Consider the following 22,751-nt stretch of genomic DNA (forward strand, 5'->3'; position numbering starts at 1 on the left):
GGAGCGCAAGGGATTTGCGGCGCCGGTCGTAAATCTATCTCAGACAGCGCGATTTGCGGAATACAAATTCCGTATATCAAACCGCCCATCTGACCCGCTTGGTATGTGGGAAATTAGCACATTCGACGCAAGCCTCCACGCGCGGCCGAATGTCGCTCTAACGGCTTCTTAATATAGAGAAAGGTGGCGTTAACGCCGCTACAAATTGTCACAAATTCCGTAACACCGAGGCGGGCTTCTGGTTCAGCGCGAGCAGCGTTCCCGCAAGCCCAAGCCCCACGGTGACGACCAGGGCGGTGACCACGACCAGCGCGGCGCTGCCGGCCTGCCAGGAGAAGCTGAGCGTCATCAATCGCGTAACGATCAGCCAGGCGGCGATCGAGCCGGCGACGACGCCGAATACCGCGGTGGCAAAGCCGATCATCAGATATTCGAGAGCGTAGGCCCCGAGGAGCCGCGCCCGCGTCGCGCCAAGCGTCTTGAGGATGACGGCGTCGTAGACGCGGTGGCGGTGGCCCGCCGCAAGCGCGCCGCCCAGCACCAGGATGGCCGAAATCAGCGTCACCGCGCTGGCGCCGCGGATTGCCAGTACGAGATTGCTGACGACGCTGCCGACGGTCTCCAGCGCCTCCCGGACGCGCACGCTCGTCACCATCGGAAAGGCGTCGGCCACCTGCTTGATGATGCGGGCGTCGTCCGTGGAATCCGGTTGGGCCTCGGTCAGGGTCGCGACATGGCTGTGCGGCGCGCCCTTGAAGGCATTCGGCGAGAACACCAGCACGAAGTTGATGCCGAGCCCCTGCCAGTCGATGTTGCGCAAATTGGCGATCCTGGCGGGAATGTCGCGGCCGAGCACGTTGACCGTAATCTCGTCACCGATCTTCAGCCCGAGGCCGTCGGCGATCTTCTTTTCCATCGAGACCAGCGGCGGGCCGCTGTAACCGGGTCCCCACCATTTGCCCTCGACGATCTTTGAGCCCTTGGGGATCTCGCCGGTATAGGTCAGGCCACGGTCGCTCTGTAGCACCCATTCCGAGTCGACGGTCGGGTTGAGCTGGTCGGCTTTCACGCCACGGGCGGCGACGATGCGCCCGCGCAGCATGGGCACGTCCTCGATGGTGGCGCCAGGCGCGGTTTGCTTCAGGAAAGCACCGAAGCGATCGGCTTCGGTGGAGGGGATGTCGATGAAAAAGAACGACGGCGCGTGTTCCGGCAACGCTGCCAGGAATTGCTGTCGCAGATTGCCATCGATCTGGGTGATGGTGACGAGAACGGCGAGTCCGAGGCCCAGGGAAAGCACCACCGAGGGCGTCAGGGCACCCGGCCGGTGGATGTTGGCGATCGCAAGCCGGAGCATGGTCATGCGGCTTCGTGGCAGCCGGCGCGCAGTCGCCATCAGGATTGCAGCGATCCCGCGCAGCAGCAGGAACACCGCGATCGAGGAGACGACGAACACCGAGGCGACGCGCTTGTCGTAGGCCAGCCCGATCGCAACCGCGATCAGGAGCGTGATGACCACACCCATCAGCGCGAGATAGCTCCAGCGCGGGCGGTGCCATTCGCTTGTGACGGTCTCCCGAAACAGGGTAGCCACGGGCACGTCGTGCACCCGACCGAGCGGCCATAGTCCAAAGGCGAGCGCGGTGAGTTGGCCGTAGATGAAGGACAGCGCGAGTTCGTCGGGATGCAGCGCCGGCACCACCGGCAGCGGCAAGAGCTTGCCGAACAGGCCGACAATGGCGAACGGTAGCGCCGCACCGAGCGCGAGCCCGATCACCGAGCCGATGCCGGCCAACACGACGACCTGGGTGAGGTAGATCGTGAAGACGTCGCGGCCGGTGGCGCCAAGCGCTTTAAAGGAGGCGATGACATCGCGGCGGCGGTCGATATGGCTTTTCACGGCATTGGCCACGCCGACGCCGCCAACGAGCAGCGCCGCGAGGCCGACCAGGGTCAGGAACTGCGTGAAACGGTTGATGGTGCGCTCAAGTTGCGGCGAGGCGTTGCTGCGGCTGCGGACTTCCCAGCCCGCTTCCGGTGCCGCGCTGCGTATGCCGTCGATCAACGCCGTCATGGCGCGATCGTCGTTGGCGCCGGCGGGCAATCTCACCCGATAGATCCAGCGCACCAGGCTCCCCGGCTGCAACAGCTCGGTGGCGCGCAGGCCGGCTTCGCTGATCAGGAAGCGCGGGCCGAGGCCGACGCCCCCCGCCAGCTTGTCAGGTTCGGTCGCCACGACGCTGCGAATTTGAAATGTCGCACTGCCGATGCTGACGCGATCGCCCGGCTTCAGGTCGAGCCGCGCCAGCAAGGTTGAATCCGCCGCCGCTCCGTAAGCGCCGTCGCGCTCGGCCAGGAGGTCGGCGAGCGGCATCTTGGGCTCGAGTGCCAATTCGCCTAGCAGCGGGTATTTGTTATCGACCGCCTTGAGCTCAACGAGAGCCAGCCTGCCATCGCCGCTGCGGGCCATGGCGCGAAGCGTCGCTGCGACCGATACGTCGCCGCGGGCGCGCAGCAACGCGACTTCGTCCGGCTTTGCTTCGCGCTGGATCAGCGAGAAGGCAGCGTCGCCGCCGAGCAGCGTGCGTCCCTCGCGCGACAGGCCATCGCCGAGGCTCGCGGCGACCGAACCGACGCCCGCGATTGCCATGACGCCGAGCGCGATGCAGGCGATGAAAACGTAGAAGCCGCGCAGACCGCCACGCAATTCGCGCAGCGCGTAACGAAAGGCGAGCGACGACGTCCGGCCCTGACCCGCGACCTCGGAGGCGATGTTCATGTCGTTGACGGTCCGTCGATCCGACCGGAGCGCAGCCGCACCACGCGGTCGCAACGCTGCGCGAGCGAGGTGTCGTGCGTCACCAGCACGAGTGTCATGCCGCGTTCGGCGTGCTTGGTGAAAAGCAGATCGACGATCTGCTTTCCGGTTGCCTCATCGAGATTGCCGGTCGGCTCATCGGCAACTAGGATGGCCGGATCAGGCGCCAGTGCGCGCGCGAGCGCAACGCGCTGCTGCTCGCCGCCGGAGAGTTGCGTCGGGTAGTGATGCAGACGTTCGCCGAGCCCGACCGATCGCAGTTCCTGCGCGGCACGCGTCGCCGCGTCGGATGCGCCGGCGAGTTCGAGCGGCACCGCGACATTCTCCAGCGCGGTCATCGTCGGGATCAGATGGAACGACTGGAAGACGATGCCGACCTGCCGCCCGCGGAAACGCGCGAGCGCATCCTCGTCGAGGGCATTGAACGAGGTGCCGTTGACAACCACCTCTCCGCCGTCAGGACGTTCCAGCCCCGCCATCACCATCAGCAGGGTCGACTTCCCCGAGCCCGACGGTCCGATCAGACCAATGGCCTCGCCCGCCGCCACACGAAGGCTGATATCCTTGAGGATATGAACCCGTGCCGCGCCGGTGCCGAGCGAAAGATTGACGTCCCTGACAGAAATGGCGTCCGGCTCGACGCCGGTCAGTGAAGAGGATTCGATGAGGCTGTCCATGGTTCGGTCATATGGCACTTCGGCTGCGGCAGTCGAGGGCTGGTTGGAATGGTTCCTGCACATACTCTTATTGACCGTGAGCTTGATGACGGCTGCGAGCGCCTCGGCCCAGACACCGGCAGGTCTGGAGAAGCCGATCAAGATGGTGGTTCTTGGCGACTCCCTGAGCGCCGGGTATGGCCTCCCGGCCGACGCGGCATTCCCGCTCCGTCTGCAAAAAGCCTTGGACGCCAAAGGGATAAGGGTCGATATGATCAATGCGGGAGTCTCCGGCGACACCACCTCGGGCGGCCGTGAGCGGCTCGACTGGTCGGTGCCCGAGGGAACCGACGCAGTCATTCTCGAGCTTGGAGCCAACGATGCCTTGCGCGGCATCGATCCCGCGGTCAGTCGCGTCGCGCTTTCCGACATCATCACAAAGTTGCAGGCGCGCAAGATCGCAGTGCTCTTGTGCGGCATGCTCGCGCCGCCAAATTATGGCAGCGACTATGCTGCGAAATTCAACGCGATCTATCCGGATCTCGCGAAATCCTTCGGTGTGCAGCTCTATCCCTTTTTTCTCGACGGCGTTGCCGCTGATGCCAGGCTCAATCAGGCCGACGGCATGCATCCGACGGCCGCAGGTGTGGATGTCGTCGTGAAGAACATCCTGCCCACGGTGGAGGCATTTCTGGGCTCGATTTCCGGGCAGCGGAGTTGAGCGGACAGTCGGAACGTCCGTAGCTTTACGAGCTGTTAACGCCGTATGCTTCGCAGAGTCACATAACTCGGGTAAAAAGAAGCATCGGTGATTCGTCACCGGGTCGTTAAAGGCGCAGGCTCCCAAACCCCGCGCCTCCGCATCGAGGATTTTAGCGATGCCGCGTTTGTTCACTGGACTGGAAATCCCGGCCGACATCGGCCAAACCCTCTCCAGCTTGCGCGGCGGCCTTCCCGGCGCACGCTGGATCGATCCCGAAAACTATCACGTCACCTTGCGCTTCATCGGCGATATCGACGGCGTCTCCGCCAACGAGATCGCCTCGATGCTGTTTCGGGTGAACCGCAAGCCGTTCGAGGTCAAGCTTCGCGGCCTGTCGAGCTTCGGCGGCCGCAAGCCCCGTGCGGTGGTTGCTTCGGTCGAGCCGAGCCGGCCACTGATCGAGCTGCAGGCTGAGCTCGAGCGGATGATGCAGCGGATCGGTCTCGATCCAGAGGGGCGGAAATTCACGCCGCATGTGACGCTCGCGCGATTGTACGATGCCTCGAGCCGGGACGTTGCGGACTATCTGTCCGTGCGCGGCTACTTCCCGAGCCGCTCCTTCATGGCCTCGCGCTTCGTGCTGTTCTCCTCGCGCGCCTCTACCGGCGGCGGCCCCTACGTGGTCGAGGATTCCTACGCGCTGTGCGCGTGAGGCAACCGGGGCGGCCAGGCGCATGGCATGCCAGGGCTCTTGCCGCTGTGCGAGCACATGCGCGGGGCTGCATACCCCTCGTACCAATTCACGGCTTGCAATTTGTCGCGTACTAGGGCCGTAAGGTGGGCTCATGCTTTCCGCCTCGCCCAGTTCCTTCCTCGCCCATTACAAAGCCCTGGTCGCCTCCGGTGCGATCGAGGCCGATCCCGCGCAGGCGGGCGCAGCCGATGCGTTTGGCTCGCTGGAGGAGCGGCTCGCGAGCTACAAACCGCAGCGCAAGCAAAGCCTGTTGGGGCTGCTGTTCGGCGACAAGGCCGAGGAGCCCCCGCGCGGGCTCTACGTCCATGGCGAGGTCGGTCGCGGCAAGACGATGCTGATGGACCTGTTCTTTCAGCAGAGCCCGGTCGAACACAAACGACGTGCGCATTTCCACGAGTTCATGGCCGAAGCGCACGAACGCATCTACGGCTACCGCCAGCAGATTGCGCGCGGCGAGATCGCGGATGGTGACGTGATCACCCTCACGGCGCAGGCGATCTTCGACGAGGCGTGGCTGCTGTGCTTCGACGAATTCCACGTCACCGACATCGCGGATGCGATGATCCTGGGCCGGCTGTTCGCAAGATTGTTCGAACTCGGCACCGTGGTGGTCGCGACATCGAACGTCGCGCCGGAGGACCTCTACAAGGGCGGCCTCAACCGCGCGTTGTTCCTGCCATTCATTGCACAGATTTCCGATCACATGGATGTGTTGCGCCTCGATGCGCGCACCGACTTCCGGCTGGAAAAGCTGGTCGGCGTGAAGATGTGGCTGGTGCCGGCGGACGCGACTGCCACCGCCGCGCTGGACACAGCCTGGCGAAAGCTGACCGGCAATGCGCCCTGCAAGTCCCGCGATATCGCGATCAAGGGACGCGTGTTGCACGTGCCGTGCTCGTCGCACGGCGTCGCGCGCTTCGGCTTCACGGATATTTGCGAGAAGCCGCTCGCTGCCTCCGACTATCTGCGGCTCGCGCGTGACTACCACACGATTCTGGTCGACCACATTCCGGTGATGGACTACGCCGAGCGCAATGCCGCCAAGCGTTTCATCTCGCTGATCGACACGCTCTATGACAATGGCGTGAAGCTGATGGCGTCGGCTGAAGCCGATCCGGTGTCGCTCTATCTCGCGACCGAGGGCAACGAAGCGATGGAGTTCAAGCGGACCTCGTCGCGCCTGATCGAGATGAGTTCGGAATCCTACCTCGCCCTGCCGCATGGCCGCAAAGACTCGGCAGCAAGCGGCTCGAGCGCGGGCCTTGTCGAAACCTGAGCCTTCAACGACCTCCGCAATCTCGGTCCGGGATTTGCCTCGACACGTCCTGCTGGCATGCCTGATCGAATTGAAGGCAAGCCAGAGCAATTGGACAGGGCCCGCGACTTGAACGGATCATTTGAAAGAGTTAACCACCCCTGCCACCAACCACTCATCATCCCGCTACCAGTTCAAAGGACTGATTTCCCATGGCACGCGACAAGATTGCTTTGATTGGCTCCGGTCAGATCGGCGGAACGCTGGCGCACCTCGTCGGCCTCAAGGAACTCGGCGACGTCGTGCTGTTCGACATCGCCGAGGGCGTGCCGCAGGGCAAAGCACTCGACATCGCGCAGTCGTCGCCGGTCGATGGCTTCGACTCCAATCTCGCGGGCGCCAATTCCTATGAGGCGCTCGACGGCGCCAAGGTCTGCATCGTCACCGCCGGCGTGCCGCGCAAGCCCGGCATGAGCCGCGACGATCTGCTCAGCATCAATCTCAAGGTCATGGAGCAGGTCGGAGCCGGCATCAAGAAGTATGCGCCCGACGCGTTCGTCATCTGCATCACGAATCCGCTCGATGCGATGGTGTGGGCGTTGCAGAAGGCTTCGGGACTGCCGCACAAGAAGGTCGTCGGCATGGCCGGCGTGCTCGACTCCGCGCGCTTCCGCTATTTCCTCGCTGACGAATTCAACGTGTCGGTCGAAGACGTCACTGCCTTCGTGCTGGGCGGCCATGGCGACACCATGGTGCCGTTGACCCGCTACTCCACCGTCGCCGGCATTCCGCTGCCCGACCTGGTCAAGATGGGCTGGACCTCGCAGGCCCGGATCGACGAGATCGTTGATCGCACCCGCAATGGCGGCGCCGAGATCGTCAACCTGCTCAAGACAGGCTCCGCCTTCTACGCGCCGGCCGCGTCCGCGATCATGATGGCCGAGAGCTATCTCAAGGACAAGAAACGTGTGCTCCCCTGCGCGGCCTATCTCAACGGAGAGTACAACGTAAAGGACATGTATGTCGGCGTCCCGGTCGTGATCGGATCAAAGGGTGTCGAGCGCATCGTCGAAATCGAACTGTCGGGAAAGGACCGCGAGGCTTTCGACAAGTCGGTCGGCGCGGTGCAAGGGCTTGTCGACGCCTGCAAGAAGATCGCTCCGGACCTGCTCGGCAAGTAATTTGCTCTAGCAATCGCCCGATAGTTCGATCCAATCGGCTATCGGGCGCAAAGTTTTGAAATTTCCTTGAGTTTTGTGGTTGCGTGCACTTTGGTATATGGTATGCCAGTCACAAAGCTGAAATAGGTCGGCAGAATTCGCCGCGCGAGGGTTTGGAGCGTCCGTTCATGAATATCCACGAATACCAGGCCAAGGCCCTGCTGCATGAATTCGGCGTGCCGATCTCCCGCGGTGTGCCGGTACTGTCGCCGGCCGAGTCCGAGGCGGCAGCCAAGCAGCTTCCCGGCCCGATCTGGGTCGTGAAAAGTCAGATTCACGCCGGCGGCCGTGGCAAGGGCAAGTTCAAGGAAGCCTCCGCCGGTGACAAGGGCGGCGTGCGCATCGCCAAATCGGTCGCCGAGGTCAATGAATTCGCCAAGCAGATGCTCGGCGCGACTCTGGTCACGGTGCAGACCGGTCCGCACGGAAAGCAGGTCAACCGCCTTTACATCGAGGAAGGCTCCGAGATCGACAAGGAGTTCTATCTGTCGATCCTGGTCAACCGTGAGACCAGCGAAGTCTCCTTCGTGGTCTCGACCGAAGGCGGCGTGAACATCGAGGATGTCGCCCACTCGACGCCCAAAAAGATCGTTTCCTTCTCTGTCGACCCGGCGACCGGCATCATGGCCCATCACGGCCGCACCGTCGCCAAGGCGTTGAAGCTCACCGGCGATCTCGCCAAACAGGCCGAAAGGCTGACCGGCCAGCTCTATGCAGCCTTTGTCGCCAAGGACATGGCGATGCTCGAAATCAATCCGCTCGTCGTCACCAAGCAGGGTCAGCTCCGTGTGCTCGATGCCAAGGTATCATTCGACGGCAACGCACTCTACCGCCACCCCGACGTGATGGCGCTGCGAGATGAGACCGAGGAAGATGCCAAGGAGATCGAGGCGTCGAAATTCGACCTCAACTACGTCGCGCTCGACGGCAATATCGGCTGCATGGTCAATGGCGCCGGCCTCGCCATGGCAACCATGGACATCATCAAGCTCTACGGCATGTCGCCAGCGAACTTTCTCGACGTCGGCGGCGGCGCCAGCGTGGAGAAGGTCGCGGCCGCCTTCAAGATCATTACCGCCGATCCCAACGTGAAGGGCATCCTGGTCAACATCTTCGGCGGCATCATGAAGTGCGACGTGATCGCAGAGGGCGTGGTCGCCGCTGTGAAGCAGGTCGGCCTCAAGGTGCCGCTGGTCGTGCGTCTCGAAGGCACCAATGTCGAGCAGGGCAAGAAGATCATCCGCGAAAGCGGTCTCAACGTCGTGCCCGCCGACAATCTCGATGACGCCGCACAGAAGATCGTGAACGCCGTCAAGGGAGGCTAACGATGGCCGATCATCTCGACGCTCCGACGCCGCTGGAAGAACACCGCAAGCTCGCGGTTTTCGCGGGCGAGTGGAGCGGCGAAGAGATGGTCCATCCGTCGCGCTGGACCGCTGGCGGTCCCGCCACAGTTCATGTCGTCGCACGCATCGCGCTCAACGGCTTCTACCTGATCCAGGACAGCGTGCAAATGCGCGACGGGAAGGAGAGCTTCGCCACCCACGGCGTTTTCACCTACGACCGCGAGGACAGGACCTACAAATTGTTCTGGCACGACTCGCTCGGCTATTACCCGCCGTCGCCAGCCTCCGGCGGCTGGGCCAACAAGTCGTTGATCCTGGTGCGCGGTTCGCTGCGCGGCAACGCGCGCCATGTCTACGAGGTCGTCGACGACAACACCTACAACATGAAGATCCAATTCTCGCCTGACGCGGAAGGGTGGGCCGACGTGCTCACCGGCGTGTACCGGCGTATCCACTAGAGCATGATCCGGAAAAGCGGGTCCCCGATTTTCCAAGAAGATCATGCTCAGCCAGCAATAGAGTCCTTCACCGCTCGTCTCGCGAAAGCATCACCAGCCATGTCCATCCTGATCGACAAGAACACCAAAGTCATCTGCCAGGGCTTCACCGGCAAGAACGGTACGTTCCATTCGGAAGCGGCGATCGCCTACGGCACCAAGATGGTCGGCGGCGTGGCGCCGGGCAAAGGCGGCTCGACGCATCTCGATCTGCCAGTGTTCGACACAGTTGCCGAAGCGCGCGACCAGACGGGGGCCGACGCAAGCGTGGTCTATGTGCCGCCGCCCGGGGCCGCGGATGCGATCTGCGAGGCGATCGACGCGGAGATCCCGCTGATCGTCTGCATCACTGAAGGTATCCCGGTGCTCGACATGGTCCGCGTCAAGCGCTCGCTGTCGGGGTCGAAGTCGCGGCTGATTGGGCCGAACTGCCCGGGCGTCATGACTGCCGGCGAGTGCAAGATCGGCATCATGCCCGCCAACATCTTCAAGCCCGGCAGCGTCGGCATCGTTTCCCGCTCCGGCACGCTCACCTATGAAGCGGTGTTCCAGACCACGCAGGAAGGCCTCGGCCAGACCACCGCGGTCGGCATCGGCGGCGACCCGGTCAAGGGTACCGAATTCATCGACGTGCTTGAAATGTTCCTGGCCGACGAGAAGACCAAGTCGATCGTGATGATCGGCGAGATCGGAGGTTCGGCCGAAGAAGATGCCGCCCAATTCCTCAAGGACGAGGCCAAGCGTGGCCGCAAGAAGCCTATGGTCGGTTTCATTGCCGGCGTCACCGCGCCTCCCGGTCGCCGCATGGGACACGCCGGCGCGATCATCTCCGGCGGCAAGGGCGATGCCGGCTCCAAGACCGCGGCGATGGAATCGGCCGGAATTACAGTCTCTCCGTCGCCTGCGCGGCTTGGACACACCCTTGTCGAGAAATTGAAAGGCTAATTCAGTCCTTGGTTCTTTTCGGGGCGAAGTTTCGGACTAGATAGGGTAAAGGACTCCCTGTTCCACCGGCCCGTTTCCGGGCCGGTGCCAGCGCCGTCTCCCGCGCGCGAACCGAAAAATCACCAGGACTGCCCCATGTCTCGCCAGGATGCGAACGCCGCTTTTGCCCTCTCATCATTCCTGCAGGGCACCAACGCCGACTACATCGACGACCTCTATTCTCGTTACGAGCAGGACCCGGGCTCGGTCGATTCCGAGTGGCAGGAGTTCTTCAAGAGCCTGAAGGACACCCCGGCCGACGTTCAGAAGAACGCGCAGGGCGCCTCGTGGGGCCGCGACAACTGGCCCGTCACGCCGCAGGACGAATTGACCTCGGCGCTCGACGGCAACTGGGCCCAGGTCGAAAAGGCTGTCGGCAGCAAGCTCGCCGCCAAAACCCAGGCCAGGGGCGCCGAATTGTCGGCCGCCGAAGTCCATCACGCCACCCGCGACTCCGTCCGCGCGCTGATGCTGATCCGCGCCTACCGCATGCGCGGACATTTCCACGCCAAGCTCGATCCGCTCGGCATCGAGGCGCCGCGCGACCGCGAGGAACTCGATCCGCGCTCCTACGGTTTCAGCGAGGCCGACTTTGACCGAAAGATCTTCCTCGATCACGTGCTCGCCCTCGAATACGGCACCTTGCGCGAAATCGTGCAGATCTGCGAGCGTACCTATTGCCAGACGCTCGGCGTCGAGTTCATGCACATCTCCAACGCCGCGCAGAAGGCGTGGATCCAGGAGCGCATCGAAGGCCCGGATAAGGAAATCAGCTTCACCCGCGAAGGGCGCCGTGCGATCCTCAACAAGCTGATCGAGGCCGAGGGCTTCGAAAAATTCTGCGACATCAAGTTCACCGGCACCAAGCGCTTCGGTCTCGATGGCGCTGAATCTCTGATCCCGGCGCTCGAGCAGATCATCAAGCGCGGCGGCAATCTCGGCGTGAAGGAAATCGTGGTCGGCATGCCGCATCGAGGCCGCCTCAACGTCCTGACCCAGGTCATGGGCAAGCCGCACCGCGCGCTGTTCCACGAATTCAAGGGCGGCTCAGCCAACCCTGACGCGGTCGAAGGCTCCGGCGACGTCAAGTATCACCTCGGCGCTTCCTCCGACCGCGAGTTCGACGGCAACAGGATCCATTTGTCGCTGACCGCCAACCCGTCGCATCTGGAGATCGTCGACCCCGTCGTGATGGGCAAGGTGCGCGCCAAGCAGGACCAGCATGGCGATCCGCCCGACATGCGCATCTCGGTGCTGCCGCTCCTGATGCATGGCGACGCCGCGTTCGCAGGCCAGGGCGTGGTCGCGGAATGCTTCAGCCTCTCGGACCTGAAGGGTTATCGCACCGGCGGTTCGTTGCACTTCATCGTCAACAACCAGATCGGCTTCACCACCTATCCGCGCTACTCGCGCTCCTCGCCCTATCCGTCCGATGTGGCGAAAATGATCGACGCGCCGATCTTCCACGTGAACGGCGACGATCCCGAGGCCGTGGTGTTCGCGGCCAAAGTCGCGATCGAGTTCCGGCAGAAATTCCACAAGCCGGTCGTCATCGACATGTTCTGCTATCGCCGCCACGGTCACAACGAGGGCGATGAGCCGGCGTTCACCCAGCCGGTCATGTACAAGCGCATCGCCTCGCACCCGTCCACGCTGGAAATCTACGCCAAGCGGCTGATCGCGGAGCGCGTGATCACCGATGGTGAGGTCGAGAAGGCCAAGGCCGATTGGCGCGCGCGCCTCGATGCGGAATTCGAGGCCGGCGCCGGCTACAAGCCGAACAAGGCTGACTGGCTCGACGGCAAATGGGCGGGCTTCAAGATCGCCGACCAGGAGGAAGACGCCCGCCGCGGCGTCACCGGCGTCGACGTGGCCGCGCTGAAGGATATCGGCCGCAAGATCACCAAGGTGCCGGATGGCTTCCGCGTCCACCGCACCATCCAGCGATTCCTCGACAATCGTGCCAAGGCGATCGACACCGGCGTCGGCATCGATTGGGCGACCGGTGAGGCGCTGGCGTTCTGCACTCTGCTGCAGGAGGGCCATCATGTCCGCCTGTCCGGCCAGGACTCCGAGCGCGGCACCTTCTCCCAGCGCCATTCGGTGCTGATCGATCAGGAGGACGAGAGCCGCTACACGCCCTACAACCATCTCGGCGGCGACAACACCGGCCACTACGAGGTCATCAACTCGCTGCTGTCGGAAGAGGCGGTGCTCGGCTTCGAATACGGCTACTCGCTCGCCGAACCCAATGCGCTCGCAATGTGGGAGGCGCAGTTCGGCGACTTCGCCAACGGCGCGCAGGTGCTGTTCGACCAGTTCATCTCCTCGGGCGAGCGCAAATGGCTGCGCATGTCGGGCCTCGTCTGCTTGCTTCCGCACGGCTATGAAGGGCAGGGCCCGGAGCACTCCTCGGCGCGACTGGAGCGCTATCTGCAGCTCTGCGCCGAAGACAACATGCAGGTGGTCTACCCGACCACTCCGGCGAACTACTTCCATGTGTTGCGGCGCCAGTTGCACCGCGAGATCCGCAAACCCCTGATCCTGATGACGCCGAAGTCGCTGCTGCGCCACAAGCGCTGCGTGTCGCGGCTCGATGAGCTCGGCAGGGACACCACGTTCCACCGCATCTTGTACGATGACGCGCAGATGCTGCCGGACGAGAAGATCGCACTGAAGCCGGACGACAAGATCCGTCGCGTCGTACTGTGCTCCGGCAAGGTCTATTATGATCTTTACGAAGAGCGCGAGAAGCGCGGCATCGACGACATCTACCTGATGCGCGTCGAGCAGCTCTATCCTGTACCGTTGAAGGCGCTGGTTCAGGAGCTCGGCCGCTTCAAGGGCGCCGAGATGGTCTGGTGCCAGGAAGAGCCGCGCAACATGGGCGCATGGCACTTCATCGAGCCCTACCTCGAATGGGTGCTGAACCAGATCAGCGCCCCGAACAGGCGTCCGCGTTACGCCGGCCGTCCGGCGGCAGCGGCCACTGCGTCCGGTTTGATGTCGAAGCATCTCGCGCAGCTCAAGGCGCTGCTCGACGAAGCGTTGAACTAACGACCTTCACTTGAATCATGCCCCGCGAAAGCGGGGCATCCAGTACTCCCCGTGACATCCAGCCCCATCGTGCCGCCACGGAGTACTGGACCGTCTGCCTTGGTGGACGATGGCCACACAAGTTTTATGACCGCAGGATTACCGAGGAAAAGACCATGACTGAAATTCGCGTTCCGACACTTGGCGAATCCGTGACCGAGGCCACTATTGGTCGCTGGTTCAAGAAGGCCGGCGATGCCGTCGCGGTGGACGAGCCCCTGGTGGAGCTCGAGACCGACAAGGTCACGATCGAGGTGCCGGCGCCATCCGCCGGGACGCTCGGCGAGATCATCGCCAAGGACGGCGAAACCGTCGCCGTCGGCGCGCTGCTCGGCCAGATCAATGACGGTGCCGCCGGTGCCAAGCCGGCGGCCGCCGCTGCTGCGCCCGCCAAGGCTGCCGCTCCTGCCGCTGCGCCCGCTCCTGCCGCTCCAAAGGCACCATCGGCTGATGCGCCGCTTGCGCCGTCGGTCCGCAGGCTCTCTGCCGAAAGCGGCGTCGATGCCACCACCGTTCCGGGCTCGGGCAAGGACGGTCGCGTGACCAAGGGCGACATGCTGGCCGCGATCGAGAAGGCGGCATCCGCTCCGACCCCGGTCAGCCAGCCAGCTGCCGCCGTGCAGGTGCGCGCGCCGTCGCCGGCCGATGACGCCGCGCGCGAGGAGCGCGTGAAGATGACGCGGCTGCGCCAGACCATTGCCCGGCGCCTGAAGGATGTGCAGAACACGGCCGCGATGCTGACGACCTTCAACGAGGTCGACATGACCAACGTCATGGCGCTGCGCGCGCATTACAAGGACGCGTTCGAGAAGAAGCACGGCTCGAAGCTCGGCTTCATGGGCTTCTTCACCAAAGCCTGCGTGCAGGCGCTAAAGGACATCCCGGCCGTCAACGCCGAGATCGACGGCGGCGATCTCATCTACAAGAATTACTATCACATCGGCGTTGCGGTCGGCACCGACCGTGGCCTTGTGGTGCCCGTGGTGCGCGACTGCGATCAAAAATCGATTGCCGAGATCGAAAAGTCGATCGCCGACTACGGCCGCCGCGCCCGCGACGGGCAGCTCAAGATCGACGAAATGCAGGGCGGTACCTTCACCATTACCAATGGTGGCATTTACGGCTCGCTGATGTCGACGCCGATCCTCAACGCACCACAGTCGGGCATCCTCGGAATGCACAAGATCCAGGAGCGGCCGATGGTGGTCGGCGGCAAGATCGAGGTCCGCCCGATGATGTATCTGGCGCTGTCCTACGATCACCGCGTCATCGACGGCAAAGAAGCGGTCACCTTCCTGGTGCGCGTCAAGGAGAGCCTGGAGGATCCGGCGCGGCTGGTGCTGGACCTCTGATCGCGGCATGCCCGACAAGCCATTGGCGACGTGGTCGGTCGTCGAGCGCTCGACGTCCTGATAGGGGTGGGCATTCGCCGTGACGGAGTGGAAGGGTAGAGGAAAGATGGATCAGGTTGTCATTATTACCGGCGGCAGCCGCGGCATCGGCCGGGCCACCGCCATCGCCGCTGCGGCGCGCGGCTATCGCGTTGTGGTGGGTTACGCCAGCAATCAAGCCGCCGCGAACGAGGTCGTCGCCGCGATCGAGGCCAAGAACGGCAAGGCGATCGCAGTGAAATGCGACGTCGGCAGTGAGCAGGACATTCTGGCTCTGTTCGCGGCCGCCGACAAGTTCGGCACGCTCGGCGCGCTGGTCAACAATGGCGGCATTGTCGGCAAGAGCGGAGTGCGGGTCGACGAGATGTCGGCCGAGCGCATCCAGCGTGTGATGGCGGTCAATGTCACCGGCAGCATTTTATGCGCGCGTGAGGCGGTGAAGCGCATGTCGACCAAGAACGGCGGCAAGGGTGGCGTCATCGTCAATCTATCCTCGGTCGCGGCTCGTCTTGGTGCGCCCAATACCTATGTCGACTATGCTGCCTCGAAGGGAGCGATCGATTCCTTCACGGTTGGCCTTGGCTACGAGGTCGCAGGCGAAGGTATCCGCGTTGCCGGCATCCGTCCCGGACTGATCGATACCGAAATCCACGCTGCTGGCGGCGAGCCCGATCGCGCGCACCGGCTCGCCCATATGGTGCCGATGAAGCGCGTCGGCACCGCCGAGGAGATCGCCAACGCCATCGTCTGGCTGATGTCGGACGAGGCATCCTATGTCACGAGCGCGATTCTCGACGTGTCGGGCGGCCGCTAACGCATGATCCGGCGAAGCGGAAACCGGTTCTCCGAAAAGATCATGCTCTCCTAATTGTCACAGAGTTTATCTACAGGACCCCAATCATGGCTTCTTACGATCTCGTCATCATCGGCACCGGTCCCGGCGGATATGTCTGCGCGGTGCGTGCGGCGCAGCTTGGCATGAAGGTGGCGGTCGTTGAGAAAAACCCGGCGCTCGGCGGCACTTGCCTCAATATCGGCTGCATGCCGTCGAAGGCGCTCTTGCATGCTTCCGAAATGTTCGAGGAAGCCGCGCACTCCTTCGCGAAAATGGGCGTCAGCGTCCCGGCGCCGAAGCTCGATCTGCCGGCGATGATGAACTTCAAGCAGCAGGGCATCGACGGCAACGTCAAGGGCGTCGAATTCCTGATGAAGAAGAACAAGATCGACGTGCTCAAGGGTACCGGCAAGATCATCGGCGCCGGCAAGGTCGAGATCACTGGCGCCGGCAAGACCGAGACGGTGGAGACGAAGAACATCGTGATCGCCACCGGCTCCGACATCGCACGGCTGAAGGGCGTCGAGATCGACGAGAAACGCATCGTATCCTCGACCGGCGCGCTGTCGCTGGAGAAGGTGCCGGAGAAATTGTTGATCATCGGCGCCGGCGTGATCGGACTCGAACTCGGTTCGGTCTGGCGTCGCCTCGGTGCGGAGGTCATGGTCGTGGAATTCCTCGACCGCATCCTGCCCGGTATGGACGGTGAGGTCGCAAAGCAATTCCAGCGCATGCTGGAGAAGCAGGGGTTCGTCTTCAAGCTCGGCACCAAGGTCACCTCCGTTGACACGTCGGGCAAGGTGCTGCTCGCCAAGGTCGAGCCTGCTGCCGGCGGCGCAGCGGAGACGATCGAGGCCGACGTCGTGCTGGTTTGCATCGGCCGTGTGCCCTACACCGAGGGGCTCGGACTGAAAGAAGCCGGCGTCGCCGTCGACAATCGCGGCCGCGTCGAGATCGATTCGCATTTCTCGACCAATGTGAAAGGCATCTACGCGATCGGCGACGTCGTCGCGGGGCCGATGCTCGCGCACAAGGCGGAGGACGAAGGCGTTGCCTGCGCGGAGATCATCGCGGGCCAGGCGGGCCATGTGAATTACGATGTTATCCCAGGCGTCGTGTATACCACGCCGGAAGTATCCGCCGTGGGCAAGACCGAGGAAGAACTCAAGCAGGCAGGTACCGGCTATACCGTCGGTAAATTCCCGTTCACTGCGAATGGCCGCTCAAAGGTCAATCAAACCACTGAAGGCTTTGTGAAAATACTGGCTGACGCCAAGACGGACCGGGTGCTTGGCGTGCATATCGTCGGCCGGGAAGCGGGCGAAATGATCCACGAAGCCTGTGTCTTGATGGAATTCGGTGGTTCCGCAGAAGATCTGGCGCGCACCTGCCACGCCCACCCGACCCGTTCGGAGGCCATCAAGGAAGCCGCGCTTGCGGTGGGCAAGCGGGCCATCCATATGTGATCGACATCCGGCGCCAGCCGGGTAGAGTTGGCCACCATGCTACGCCGCCTGCTACAGCCCTTCTGGGTCCTGCTTGCGATCATCTTCCTGATCGAGGCATGGCTGTGGGACCACCTCGAGCCGATCGTCGCGCGCGTGGTGGCGTTGATCCCGCTGCGAGCGTTCAAGCAGTGGCTTGCGGATCGCGTCGATGCGCTGTCGCCGGCGATGACGCTGATTGTGTTCGCCGTTCCGGTCATCCCCTTGTTTCCGCTCAAGCTGATCGGGCTCTGGCTGCTGGCCCACCAATATTGGCTGAGCGCGATCTCAACCATCCTGTTTGCAAAGCTTCTAGGCGTCGGCGTCACCGCTTTCATCTTCGACGTGACGCGTCCGAAGCTGTTGGAGATGCGCTGGTTCGAGGCGCTGTACGATTTCGTGATCGCAATGCGCGCCAAGGCAGCCGAGTTGGTCGCGCCGGTCAAGCAGCGCATCCTCGAACTGGTGCGCGGCGACGGCGGCGGCTGGTCGGCACGCATGCTGCGCCTGATCGCGCGCTTCCGCAAAAGCGTCCACGAGGCGCGCTAGTTTCACTCGCTCAGTGCAGATGCAGCATGTGCGGCTGGAAGAGGCCGAGTGCCGTCATCGCGATGCCGGCAAGTGTCACGACGCCGGACACCCAGGCGAGCGCGAGGATGCCGGTGATGATGGTCGCGGACGCCAGCACGATGGCGATCTGGAAAGCCGCGGAGGCGAGTTCGAAGTGATGGTATTTCGCCGTGGCCTCGTCACGCTCGTGCTCTGCGTGCTTGGCTCGTTCGGCAAGTTGCTCCGAGCCCTCGCCGGTGTCCGGCTCCGAGCGGTAACGCGCCGCGGTCTTCAGCCAGTCGTCGATCTGCTTCTGCAGGGCTGCCTTGGCGGCCGCGTCAGTCGTGGTGGCGAGGCTCAGCTTGCCCTGTTCGGCCGCGGTCTGCACGGTGGTGCGCCGGATACTCTTCGCCTGGAAAAACGCCCACAGGTTGGAAGCTTCGACATTCTTGCTGATCGCTTCGGTTTGCGCGCCCTTGCCCAGCGTCTCCGATAGCGCGAGGCACAGCGCGATCACGGCGATCAGCAACGCGATCTTCCTGTTTTCGCCGGAAGCATGCTCGGCATGCTCCGCGTGCTCCATACTCTCATGTGCGCTCATGATTCCCCCCTCCGGATGAGACGCGACACGATTGCCGAATGTGGACATCGGCGCAAGGGCCGAGCGGTTCGCCACAGCCGCATCAGCATGAACAGCGTCGCTGTTCGATGCGCCGCAGCCCGGCTATCGAATCCGGTCCGCCGCGTATTCGTACGCGTGGCCGTAGGCTTCGCTGTTGTCGTAGGGGGTTACGAAGAATCGCGGCGTGTGGCGCTTGAACTCATCGCCGGTCAGGCAGGACAGGATCAGCGGGAACGTGTCGACAAGGGTGAGGTCCGCTGCCGCGCTGGCGCGGCACGGCGCGGGGAGGCGCAATGCGTTCAGCGCGCCGAATCGTTCATGCAGGTCGTCGTCGGACCAATCCGCCGGCGGTTTGTTGAACTGGCCGTTGAATGCCGTGCCGTGGTCGGATTGCAGGGCGACCAGCGCGCCGGGGTCCGATTGCAATAGCCGGCCCAGCATCGTCAGCGTCTGCGTGTTGACGCAGTTGAGTTGCTCGATGAACGCCGGCCGCGCCGCAGCGTTCCAGCCCTGCAGATCCGGGTCGGTGAACCTGAAGCTGCAATCGGCATGGAATCGCATCGGCGGATGGGGCGCCATGATGTGGGCATAGAGGAAAAATGGTGCCCGCGTCCGGCGGATCTCGTCGAGCTTCGACGTCAGGTCGGCAACGCCGCCCCATGCGAAGGTGGCGGCCTCCAGTCTGCCCTCTGGATTATCCCAGTGCAGGATCAGATCGATGATCGGGGTGTTGGACAGGATCGCGGTGTCCAGCTCGTCGAGGCCGGTGTTGCCGTGCACGCATTTTGCTTCTTCGGCGCCGCATCCGGTCAGGTAGTCGTAGCCGTTCTCGAAATGGACGTAACTGTACCCCAGCGCCTTCAGGCGCGCGACGGCGCGGCTCTTCCCCTTGATGATCGAATACAGCTCCGCCTCGGGGAACGGCTTCAGACCGGCGCCGTCGCCCTGGATTGTGTAGTCCATGTTGAGCGTGCTTGAGATCGAATTGATCGTGATCGGAAAATTGGCTCGGCTCTTGCCGAGGACGATGAAATCCAGCGCCGTCAGCGACCGGATGAAGCTGCTGTCGTCGAAGGCGAAGACATCCTGAAGCACGTCCTGTCTCGGATATCCGTCGAGCACGATCCAGTAGATGTCGGGCGACAGCCGCCTCCTGCTCGGTCCGTCGGCGCCGTCAACGACGGCCTGTGCGCGATGCTCGCCGGCGAACGCCGTGGCGATCCGGACAACCGGGGGCGCGGCGAACGCCGCGGACGCCACCAGCAGCACGGAAACGGCAGCGGGGCGGCGCAGGCAGATCAGCGCGAGGATGCCGATGGCGATCGCCAGCGCGATCCATGACAGCGGCAGCCATGCGTCCGGACGGGTGCCCGGAACCCGGTGCGGCGCCACCAAGGCGCCATAGGAGCAGAACACGAAGACCATCAGTCCGCTCGCAAGCACGGCGCGCCAGAGCGGATAGTTCCGCCGCAGCCGCCGCAGGACCAGCGCGCAAAGTGCGGTGGCCGCGAGCACGATCGCACCGTAGCGGATGACGCGCGTCGTGTCGGTGAGCTCGCGCGCATTCGCCGCAAGGAAGTCGAGCAGGGCGATTGTCGACAGCACGATTGCCGTGATTGCCGCCTGGACGAGAGTGAGAATGTCCCGGGTGCGCGGTTGCATGGCCGGTCCTATGTCGCACGCCGCTCGAACTCGTAAAGCGTTCGGCCGCCCGGCGACAGTTCGAGAGTTCGCGCGATCCGGCAGTGCCGGCCAAGCGCCTGTTCGAAGTGATCCTTGTCGTAGTCGGCGAAGATGTCCTTCCTGAGCTGCAGCATGCGCGCGATCATCGGATCGGATTTCGGGACGAACTCGATCACCCCACGCGGCGCCAATCCCGTGAGCCATCCGACGACCGAAGCCAGCGGCACGTTCTTGCCGATCGCCAGATGATGCACGATCGCGAGCGCGATCACGGCGTCCGCGCCGGCGCGCGAATGCAGGCCGAGCCGCTCGACCTCCGCCCAGCCCTGCCTCGGACTTGGATTCGCCGCGTCGGAGTAGAGCGGCAGGAACTGCAGGCGCCCCGTCGAGGCGCGACCGACCGCGGCCTCGAGCGCATTGTGGTCGAGATCGAAGCCGATCGCGGATTTCGCATTGTTTCGCAGCAGCACCTCGCAATACTCGCCGGTGTTGCAGCCGAGGTCCCAGGCGCAGGACGGCGCGGCCGCGCGCGAGAATTCGGCGACGAAGGCGCGTTTGCGGCTCTCCTCGTCACCGGCGTAGGAGACGTTGCTGTCACCATAGTCCTGCCATTCCGTCGGCCCGACATCCCTGGGCTGGAGCCGGGAAATCCAGCGCTGCAGCCGCCGCAGCATGAACAGCAGAGCCTTCTTCGGCAACGGTCGCGGCTTGCCCTGCACGGGAGCGGTCGCCTGCTGTGCCTTCCTCTGCAGCAGGTCGGGCAGCGCGATGTTGGTGAGCAGGTTCGGTGCGAGCCAGCGCTTGAGGGGACCTATCAGGTGGGCAATGTCGCGGGTCGGAACGCCCTCCAGTGCGCCGCGATACCAGGCGTTGTGCGCGATGCCGAACAGCGAGCGCAGCAGCAGCGGATTGACGAACTGCTCGATGAACTGCCGCTGGCCGGCCCAATAGTCCCCTTCGCGATAGGGAATGAACGACGGCGTGTCGATGAAGATCGGCGCCGTCCCAATGAACTGCACATTGTAGGCGCTCGCGTCGGACAGCGTGAATTCGAAGTCGAGCGCGCGCAGGTGAATCTCCAGATGCCTCAGCGCGGCGCGCTTGAGCAGCGTGAACGGCCACTCGTAGGGATAGGATATGAAGCGAAGCTTCGGATGCTCCAGCGTGTGCGGGCCTGCACGATCGGACGCGGCCGCATCGACCTCGTCGGCGGCGATGATCCACCCCTTGCTTCTCAAATCCTCATAGGCGCCCGACGATCTGAAGCGCGCGAAGTTGCAATGGGCCTGATCGTTGATCGCGCGAAAGATCCGGTCACCTGAGGAGAATACGTAGCCGGAGGGATCGCGGAAGGACGCAGGATCACGCATCGCCATCGGGCAGGGACCGCTCGGCGCCAGTCTCGGTCGATGGCTTGGATCGTCCGAACAGGTCTCCAATCCGTTGCCAGCAGGCACGAAGGGCGACCATGCCGCCGGCAACGGCGGCGATCAATCCTTGCACCGCGAAGGTCCCGGCGCCTGGGTCGAGATACGCATGCGCGCTGGTCGGCATCAGCACGGCGATGCCAAGCAGGATCCCAGGAGCGAATACGAGGAAGTTCTTCTGCATTTGCCCGCACCATTGGCGACGCAGCAACAAATCGAAACATAGCGCACTGAAAAATACGGTAGCACTGCGTCGCGGTTGCATAATCGTAGCATCGCACCGGCGGCGCTAAACTTAATTATTTGTCATCAAGCCAGATCGCCAGCTGGCAGTGACTTTTTTGCACGTCCCGAAGTGCGGCACCGTCGACGCCGGCAAGCGCTTAGCCGCGCGGATGCGCGGAGCGGTAAACCTCGAGCAGTCGCTCGCTGTCGATGCCGGTGTAGATCTGCGTCGTCGACAATGAGGCGTGCCCGAGCAGTTCCTGAATCGCGCGCAGGTCGCCCCCGCGGCTAAGCAGGTGCGTGGCAAAGGAGTGCCGCAGCGCGTGTGGCGTTGCGCTGTCCGGCAGGCCGAGCGCGCCGCGCAACCGTTCCATTGCAAGCTGGATGATTCGCGGGCTCAGCGGTCCGCCGCGCGCGCCGACGAACATCGGTCCGGTCGGTGGCAGCGCATGTGGACAGATCGCGGCGTAGTCGGCGATCAATTGCAGCACGTTTTGCAGCACCGGCACCATTCGCGTCTTGTTGCCCTTGCCGGTGACAACAACTACGTCGCCTTGGCCGGGCTTCGGCACTTCGCGCCGCTTCAGTCCAAGCGCCTCCGAGATGCGCAGGCCCGAACCGTAGAGCAGCGCCATCACGGCTGCGTCGCGTGCGAGAATCCAGGTCTCGCGGGTTTCGCCGGCGCGCTCGTCGGCGTCGGCAAGGCGCTTTGCCGCCGCCATGTGGATCGGTTTCGGCAGGCTTTTCGCGATCTTCGGCGCACGAATCGCAGACAATGCGCCGACCTTGCCTTTGCCTTCGCGTTCCAGAAAGCGCCCGAACGAGCGTAGGCCCGCCAGCGCACGCATCAGCGACCGTCCGCCAATTTCGTCGGCGCGCCGCATCGCCATGAAGGCGCGCACATCGCTTGCTTCCAGCGCGGCGAAGCCTGCCAGCGTCACCTGCGTGCCCCAATGGCCGGCCAGGAAGATGAGGCACTGGCGGACGTCGCGGGCATAGGCCTCGAGCGTCTTCGGCGACAGCCGCCGTTCGGCGCGCAGATGCGACAGCCAGCGGGCCATTTCCTGCGTGACGGTCGCATCGGCACAATCGAGCTCGAGCGGTCGAATTGGCTGATCCGTGCTTGCCTGATTTGTCTTGGCCATGGGGCTGTTGGCGCTGCGATTCTCCTGATTATATCGCACTTCCTTCCTTTACCGTTCGCTA

The 22,751-nt window shown here is 63.7% G+C and carries 19 protein-coding genes; 12 read left to right on the forward strand and 7 right to left on the reverse strand.

Features of this window, described 5'->3' with window-relative positions; translation table 11 throughout:
- Positions 1-208 precede the first annotated feature (208 nt).
- Positions 209-2,779, reverse strand: coding sequence for an ABC transporter permease (locus JQ553_RS19590; protein WP_212501645.1), 2,571 nt, complete (start codon positions 2,777-2,779; stop codon positions 209-211).
- Positions 2,776-3,495 carry an ABC transporter ATP-binding protein gene (locus JQ553_RS19595; protein WP_212501646.1) on the reverse strand — a complete coding sequence of 240 codons (720 nt, stop codon included), beginning with the start codon at positions 3,493-3,495 and terminating at the stop codon, positions 2,776-2,778. The genes JQ553_RS19590 and JQ553_RS19595 overlap by 4 nt, the downstream gene beginning before the upstream one ends.
- 55 nt (positions 3,496-3,550) lie before the next feature.
- Between JQ553_RS19595 and JQ553_RS19600 the strand changes: the two genes are divergently transcribed.
- The 12 genes from JQ553_RS19600 (at position 3,551) to JQ553_RS19655 (ending at position 17,588) form a co-directional block, all read left to right on the forward strand.
- The gene (locus JQ553_RS19600) at positions 3,551-4,195 is read left to right on the forward strand and encodes an arylesterase (RefSeq protein ID WP_212501968.1); all 645 of its coding nucleotides are present in this window, start codon (positions 3,551-3,553) and stop codon (positions 4,193-4,195) included.
- Positions 4,196-4,352: 157 nt separating this feature from the next.
- Complete coding sequence (gene thpR, locus JQ553_RS19605) at positions 4,353-4,889, forward strand: RNA 2',3'-cyclic phosphodiesterase (RefSeq protein ID WP_212501647.1); 537 nt, start codon at positions 4,353-4,355, stop codon at positions 4,887-4,889.
- Between the two features lie 133 nt (positions 4,890-5,022).
- Positions 5,023-6,207, forward strand: coding sequence for a cell division protein ZapE (gene zapE, locus JQ553_RS19610; protein WP_212501648.1), 1,185 nt, complete (start codon positions 5,023-5,025; stop codon positions 6,205-6,207).
- A gap of 191 nt (positions 6,208-6,398) precedes the next feature.
- On the forward strand, positions 6,399-7,367 hold the full coding sequence (mdh, locus tag JQ553_RS19615; RefSeq protein ID WP_212501649.1) for a malate dehydrogenase: 969 nt from the start codon (positions 6,399-6,401) through the stop codon (positions 7,365-7,367).
- A gap of 167 nt (positions 7,368-7,534) precedes the next feature.
- A complete protein-coding gene (sucC, locus tag JQ553_RS19620; RefSeq protein ID WP_212501650.1) occupies positions 7,535-8,731 on the forward strand; it encodes an ADP-forming succinate--CoA ligase subunit beta in 1,197 nt (398 codons plus the stop codon).
- A gap of 2 nt (positions 8,732-8,733) precedes the next feature.
- A complete protein-coding gene (locus JQ553_RS19625) occupies positions 8,734-9,210 on the forward strand; it encodes a DUF1579 family protein (protein WP_212501651.1) in 477 nt (158 codons plus the stop codon).
- 99 nt (positions 9,211-9,309) lie between these two features.
- The gene (gene sucD, locus JQ553_RS19630) at positions 9,310-10,194 is read left to right on the forward strand and encodes a succinate--CoA ligase subunit alpha (RefSeq protein WP_212501652.1); all 885 of its coding nucleotides are present in this window, start codon (positions 9,310-9,312) and stop codon (positions 10,192-10,194) included.
- Between the two features lie 135 nt (positions 10,195-10,329).
- Positions 10,330-13,290: a 2-oxoglutarate dehydrogenase E1 component gene (locus tag JQ553_RS19635; protein WP_212501653.1), complete on the forward strand. Its 2,961-nt coding sequence runs from the start codon at positions 10,330-10,332 to the stop codon at positions 13,288-13,290.
- Positions 13,291-13,445: 155 nt separating this feature from the next.
- Complete coding sequence (gene odhB / locus JQ553_RS19640; protein WP_212501654.1) at positions 13,446-14,681, forward strand: 2-oxoglutarate dehydrogenase complex dihydrolipoyllysine-residue succinyltransferase; 1,236 nt, start codon at positions 13,446-13,448, stop codon at positions 14,679-14,681.
- A gap of 106 nt (positions 14,682-14,787) precedes the next feature.
- Positions 14,788-15,534 carry an SDR family oxidoreductase gene (locus tag JQ553_RS19645; protein WP_212501655.1) on the forward strand — a complete coding sequence of 249 codons (747 nt, stop codon included), beginning with the start codon at positions 14,788-14,790 and terminating at the stop codon, positions 15,532-15,534.
- Positions 15,535-15,620: 86 nt separating this feature from the next.
- On the forward strand, positions 15,621-17,021 hold the full coding sequence (gene lpdA / locus JQ553_RS19650) for a dihydrolipoyl dehydrogenase (protein WP_212501656.1): 1,401 nt from the start codon (positions 15,621-15,623) through the stop codon (positions 17,019-17,021).
- Positions 17,022-17,057: 36 nt separating this feature from the next.
- The gene (locus JQ553_RS19655) at positions 17,058-17,588 is read left to right on the forward strand and encodes a hypothetical protein (protein WP_212501657.1); all 531 of its coding nucleotides are present in this window, start codon (positions 17,058-17,060) and stop codon (positions 17,586-17,588) included.
- A gap of 10 nt (positions 17,589-17,598) precedes the next feature.
- Here JQ553_RS19655 and JQ553_RS19660 read toward each other — a convergent pair whose 3' ends face one another.
- The 5 genes from JQ553_RS19660 to JQ553_RS19680 form a co-directional block, all read right to left on the reverse strand.
- The gene (locus JQ553_RS19660) at positions 17,599-18,189 is read right to left on the reverse strand and encodes a DUF4337 domain-containing protein (RefSeq protein WP_212501658.1); all 591 of its coding nucleotides are present in this window, start codon (positions 18,187-18,189) and stop codon (positions 17,599-17,601) included.
- A 123-nt stretch (positions 18,190-18,312) separates the two neighbouring features.
- Positions 18,313-19,635: a sulfatase-like hydrolase/transferase gene (locus tag JQ553_RS19665; RefSeq protein ID WP_249144426.1), complete on the reverse strand. Its 1,323-nt coding sequence runs from the start codon at positions 19,633-19,635 to the stop codon at positions 18,313-18,315.
- A 245-nt stretch (positions 19,636-19,880) separates the two neighbouring features.
- Positions 19,881-21,263 (reverse strand): class I SAM-dependent methyltransferase, encoded by a 1,383-nt coding sequence (locus JQ553_RS19670; RefSeq protein WP_249144427.1) that lies wholly within the window; start codon positions 21,261-21,263, stop codon positions 19,881-19,883.
- Complete coding sequence (locus tag JQ553_RS19675) at positions 21,256-21,504, reverse strand: hypothetical protein (protein WP_212501661.1); 249 nt, start codon at positions 21,502-21,504, stop codon at positions 21,256-21,258. Before JQ553_RS19675 ends, JQ553_RS19670 begins: the two co-directional genes overlap by 8 nt.
- 199 nt (positions 21,505-21,703) lie before the next feature.
- On the reverse strand, positions 21,704-22,690 hold the full coding sequence (locus JQ553_RS19680; protein ID WP_212501662.1) for a tyrosine recombinase XerC: 987 nt from the start codon (positions 22,688-22,690) through the stop codon (positions 21,704-21,706).
- Between the last annotated feature and the right edge of the window lie 61 nt (positions 22,691-22,751).

It is taken from the genome of Bradyrhizobium lablabi, from assembly GCF_018131005.1.
GTDB classification, from domain to species: Bacteria; Pseudomonadota; Alphaproteobacteria; order Rhizobiales; family Xanthobacteraceae; genus Bradyrhizobium; species Bradyrhizobium lablabi_D.

Coding starts and splice junctions, on each gene's coding strand:
- zapE (WP_212501648.1), top strand. CDS start 5,023: ATGCTTTCCGCCTCGCCCAGTTCCTTCCTCGCCCATTACAAAGCCCTG.
- sucC (WP_212501650.1), top strand. CDS start 7,535: ATGAATATCCACGAATACCAGGCCAAGGCCCTGCTGCATGAATTCGGC.
- JQ553_RS19645 (WP_212501655.1), top strand. CDS start 14,788: ATGGATCAGGTTGTCATTATTACCGGCGGCAGCCGCGGCATCGGCCGG.
- JQ553_RS19675 (WP_212501661.1), bottom strand. CDS start 21,504: ATGCAGAAGAACTTCCTCGTATTCGCTCCTGGGATCCTGCTTGGCATC.
- sucD (WP_212501652.1), top strand. CDS start 9,310: ATGTCCATCCTGATCGACAAGAACACCAAAGTCATCTGCCAGGGCTTC.
- JQ553_RS19625 (WP_212501651.1), top strand. CDS start 8,734: ATGGCCGATCATCTCGACGCTCCGACGCCGCTGGAAGAACACCGCAAG.
- mdh (WP_212501649.1), top strand. CDS start 6,399: ATGGCACGCGACAAGATTGCTTTGATTGGCTCCGGTCAGATCGGCGGA.
- JQ553_RS19670 (WP_249144427.1), bottom strand. CDS start 21,263: ATGCGTGATCCTGCGTCCTTCCGCGATCCCTCCGGCTACGTATTCTCC.
- JQ553_RS19590 (WP_212501645.1), bottom strand. CDS start 2,779: ATGAACATCGCCTCCGAGGTCGCGGGTCAGGGCCGGACGTCGTCGCTC.
- JQ553_RS19655 (WP_212501657.1), top strand. CDS start 17,058: ATGCTACGCCGCCTGCTACAGCCCTTCTGGGTCCTGCTTGCGATCATC.
- odhB (WP_212501654.1), top strand. CDS start 13,446: ATGACTGAAATTCGCGTTCCGACACTTGGCGAATCCGTGACCGAGGCC.
- JQ553_RS19665 (WP_249144426.1), bottom strand. CDS start 19,635: ATGGTCTTCGTGTTCTGCTCCTATGGCGCCTTGGTGGCGCCGCACCGG.
- JQ553_RS19680 (WP_212501662.1), bottom strand. CDS start 22,690: ATGGCCAAGACAAATCAGGCAAGCACGGATCAGCCAATTCGACCGCTC.
- JQ553_RS19635 (WP_212501653.1), top strand. CDS start 10,330: ATGTCTCGCCAGGATGCGAACGCCGCTTTTGCCCTCTCATCATTCCTG.
- thpR (WP_212501647.1), top strand. CDS start 4,353: ATGCCGCGTTTGTTCACTGGACTGGAAATCCCGGCCGACATCGGCCAA.
- JQ553_RS19660 (WP_212501658.1), bottom strand. CDS start 18,189: ATGAGCGCACATGAGAGTATGGAGCACGCGGAGCATGCCGAGCATGCT.
- JQ553_RS19595 (WP_212501646.1), bottom strand. CDS start 3,495: ATGGACAGCCTCATCGAATCCTCTTCACTGACCGGCGTCGAGCCGGAC.
- lpdA (WP_212501656.1), top strand. CDS start 15,621: ATGGCTTCTTACGATCTCGTCATCATCGGCACCGGTCCCGGCGGATAT.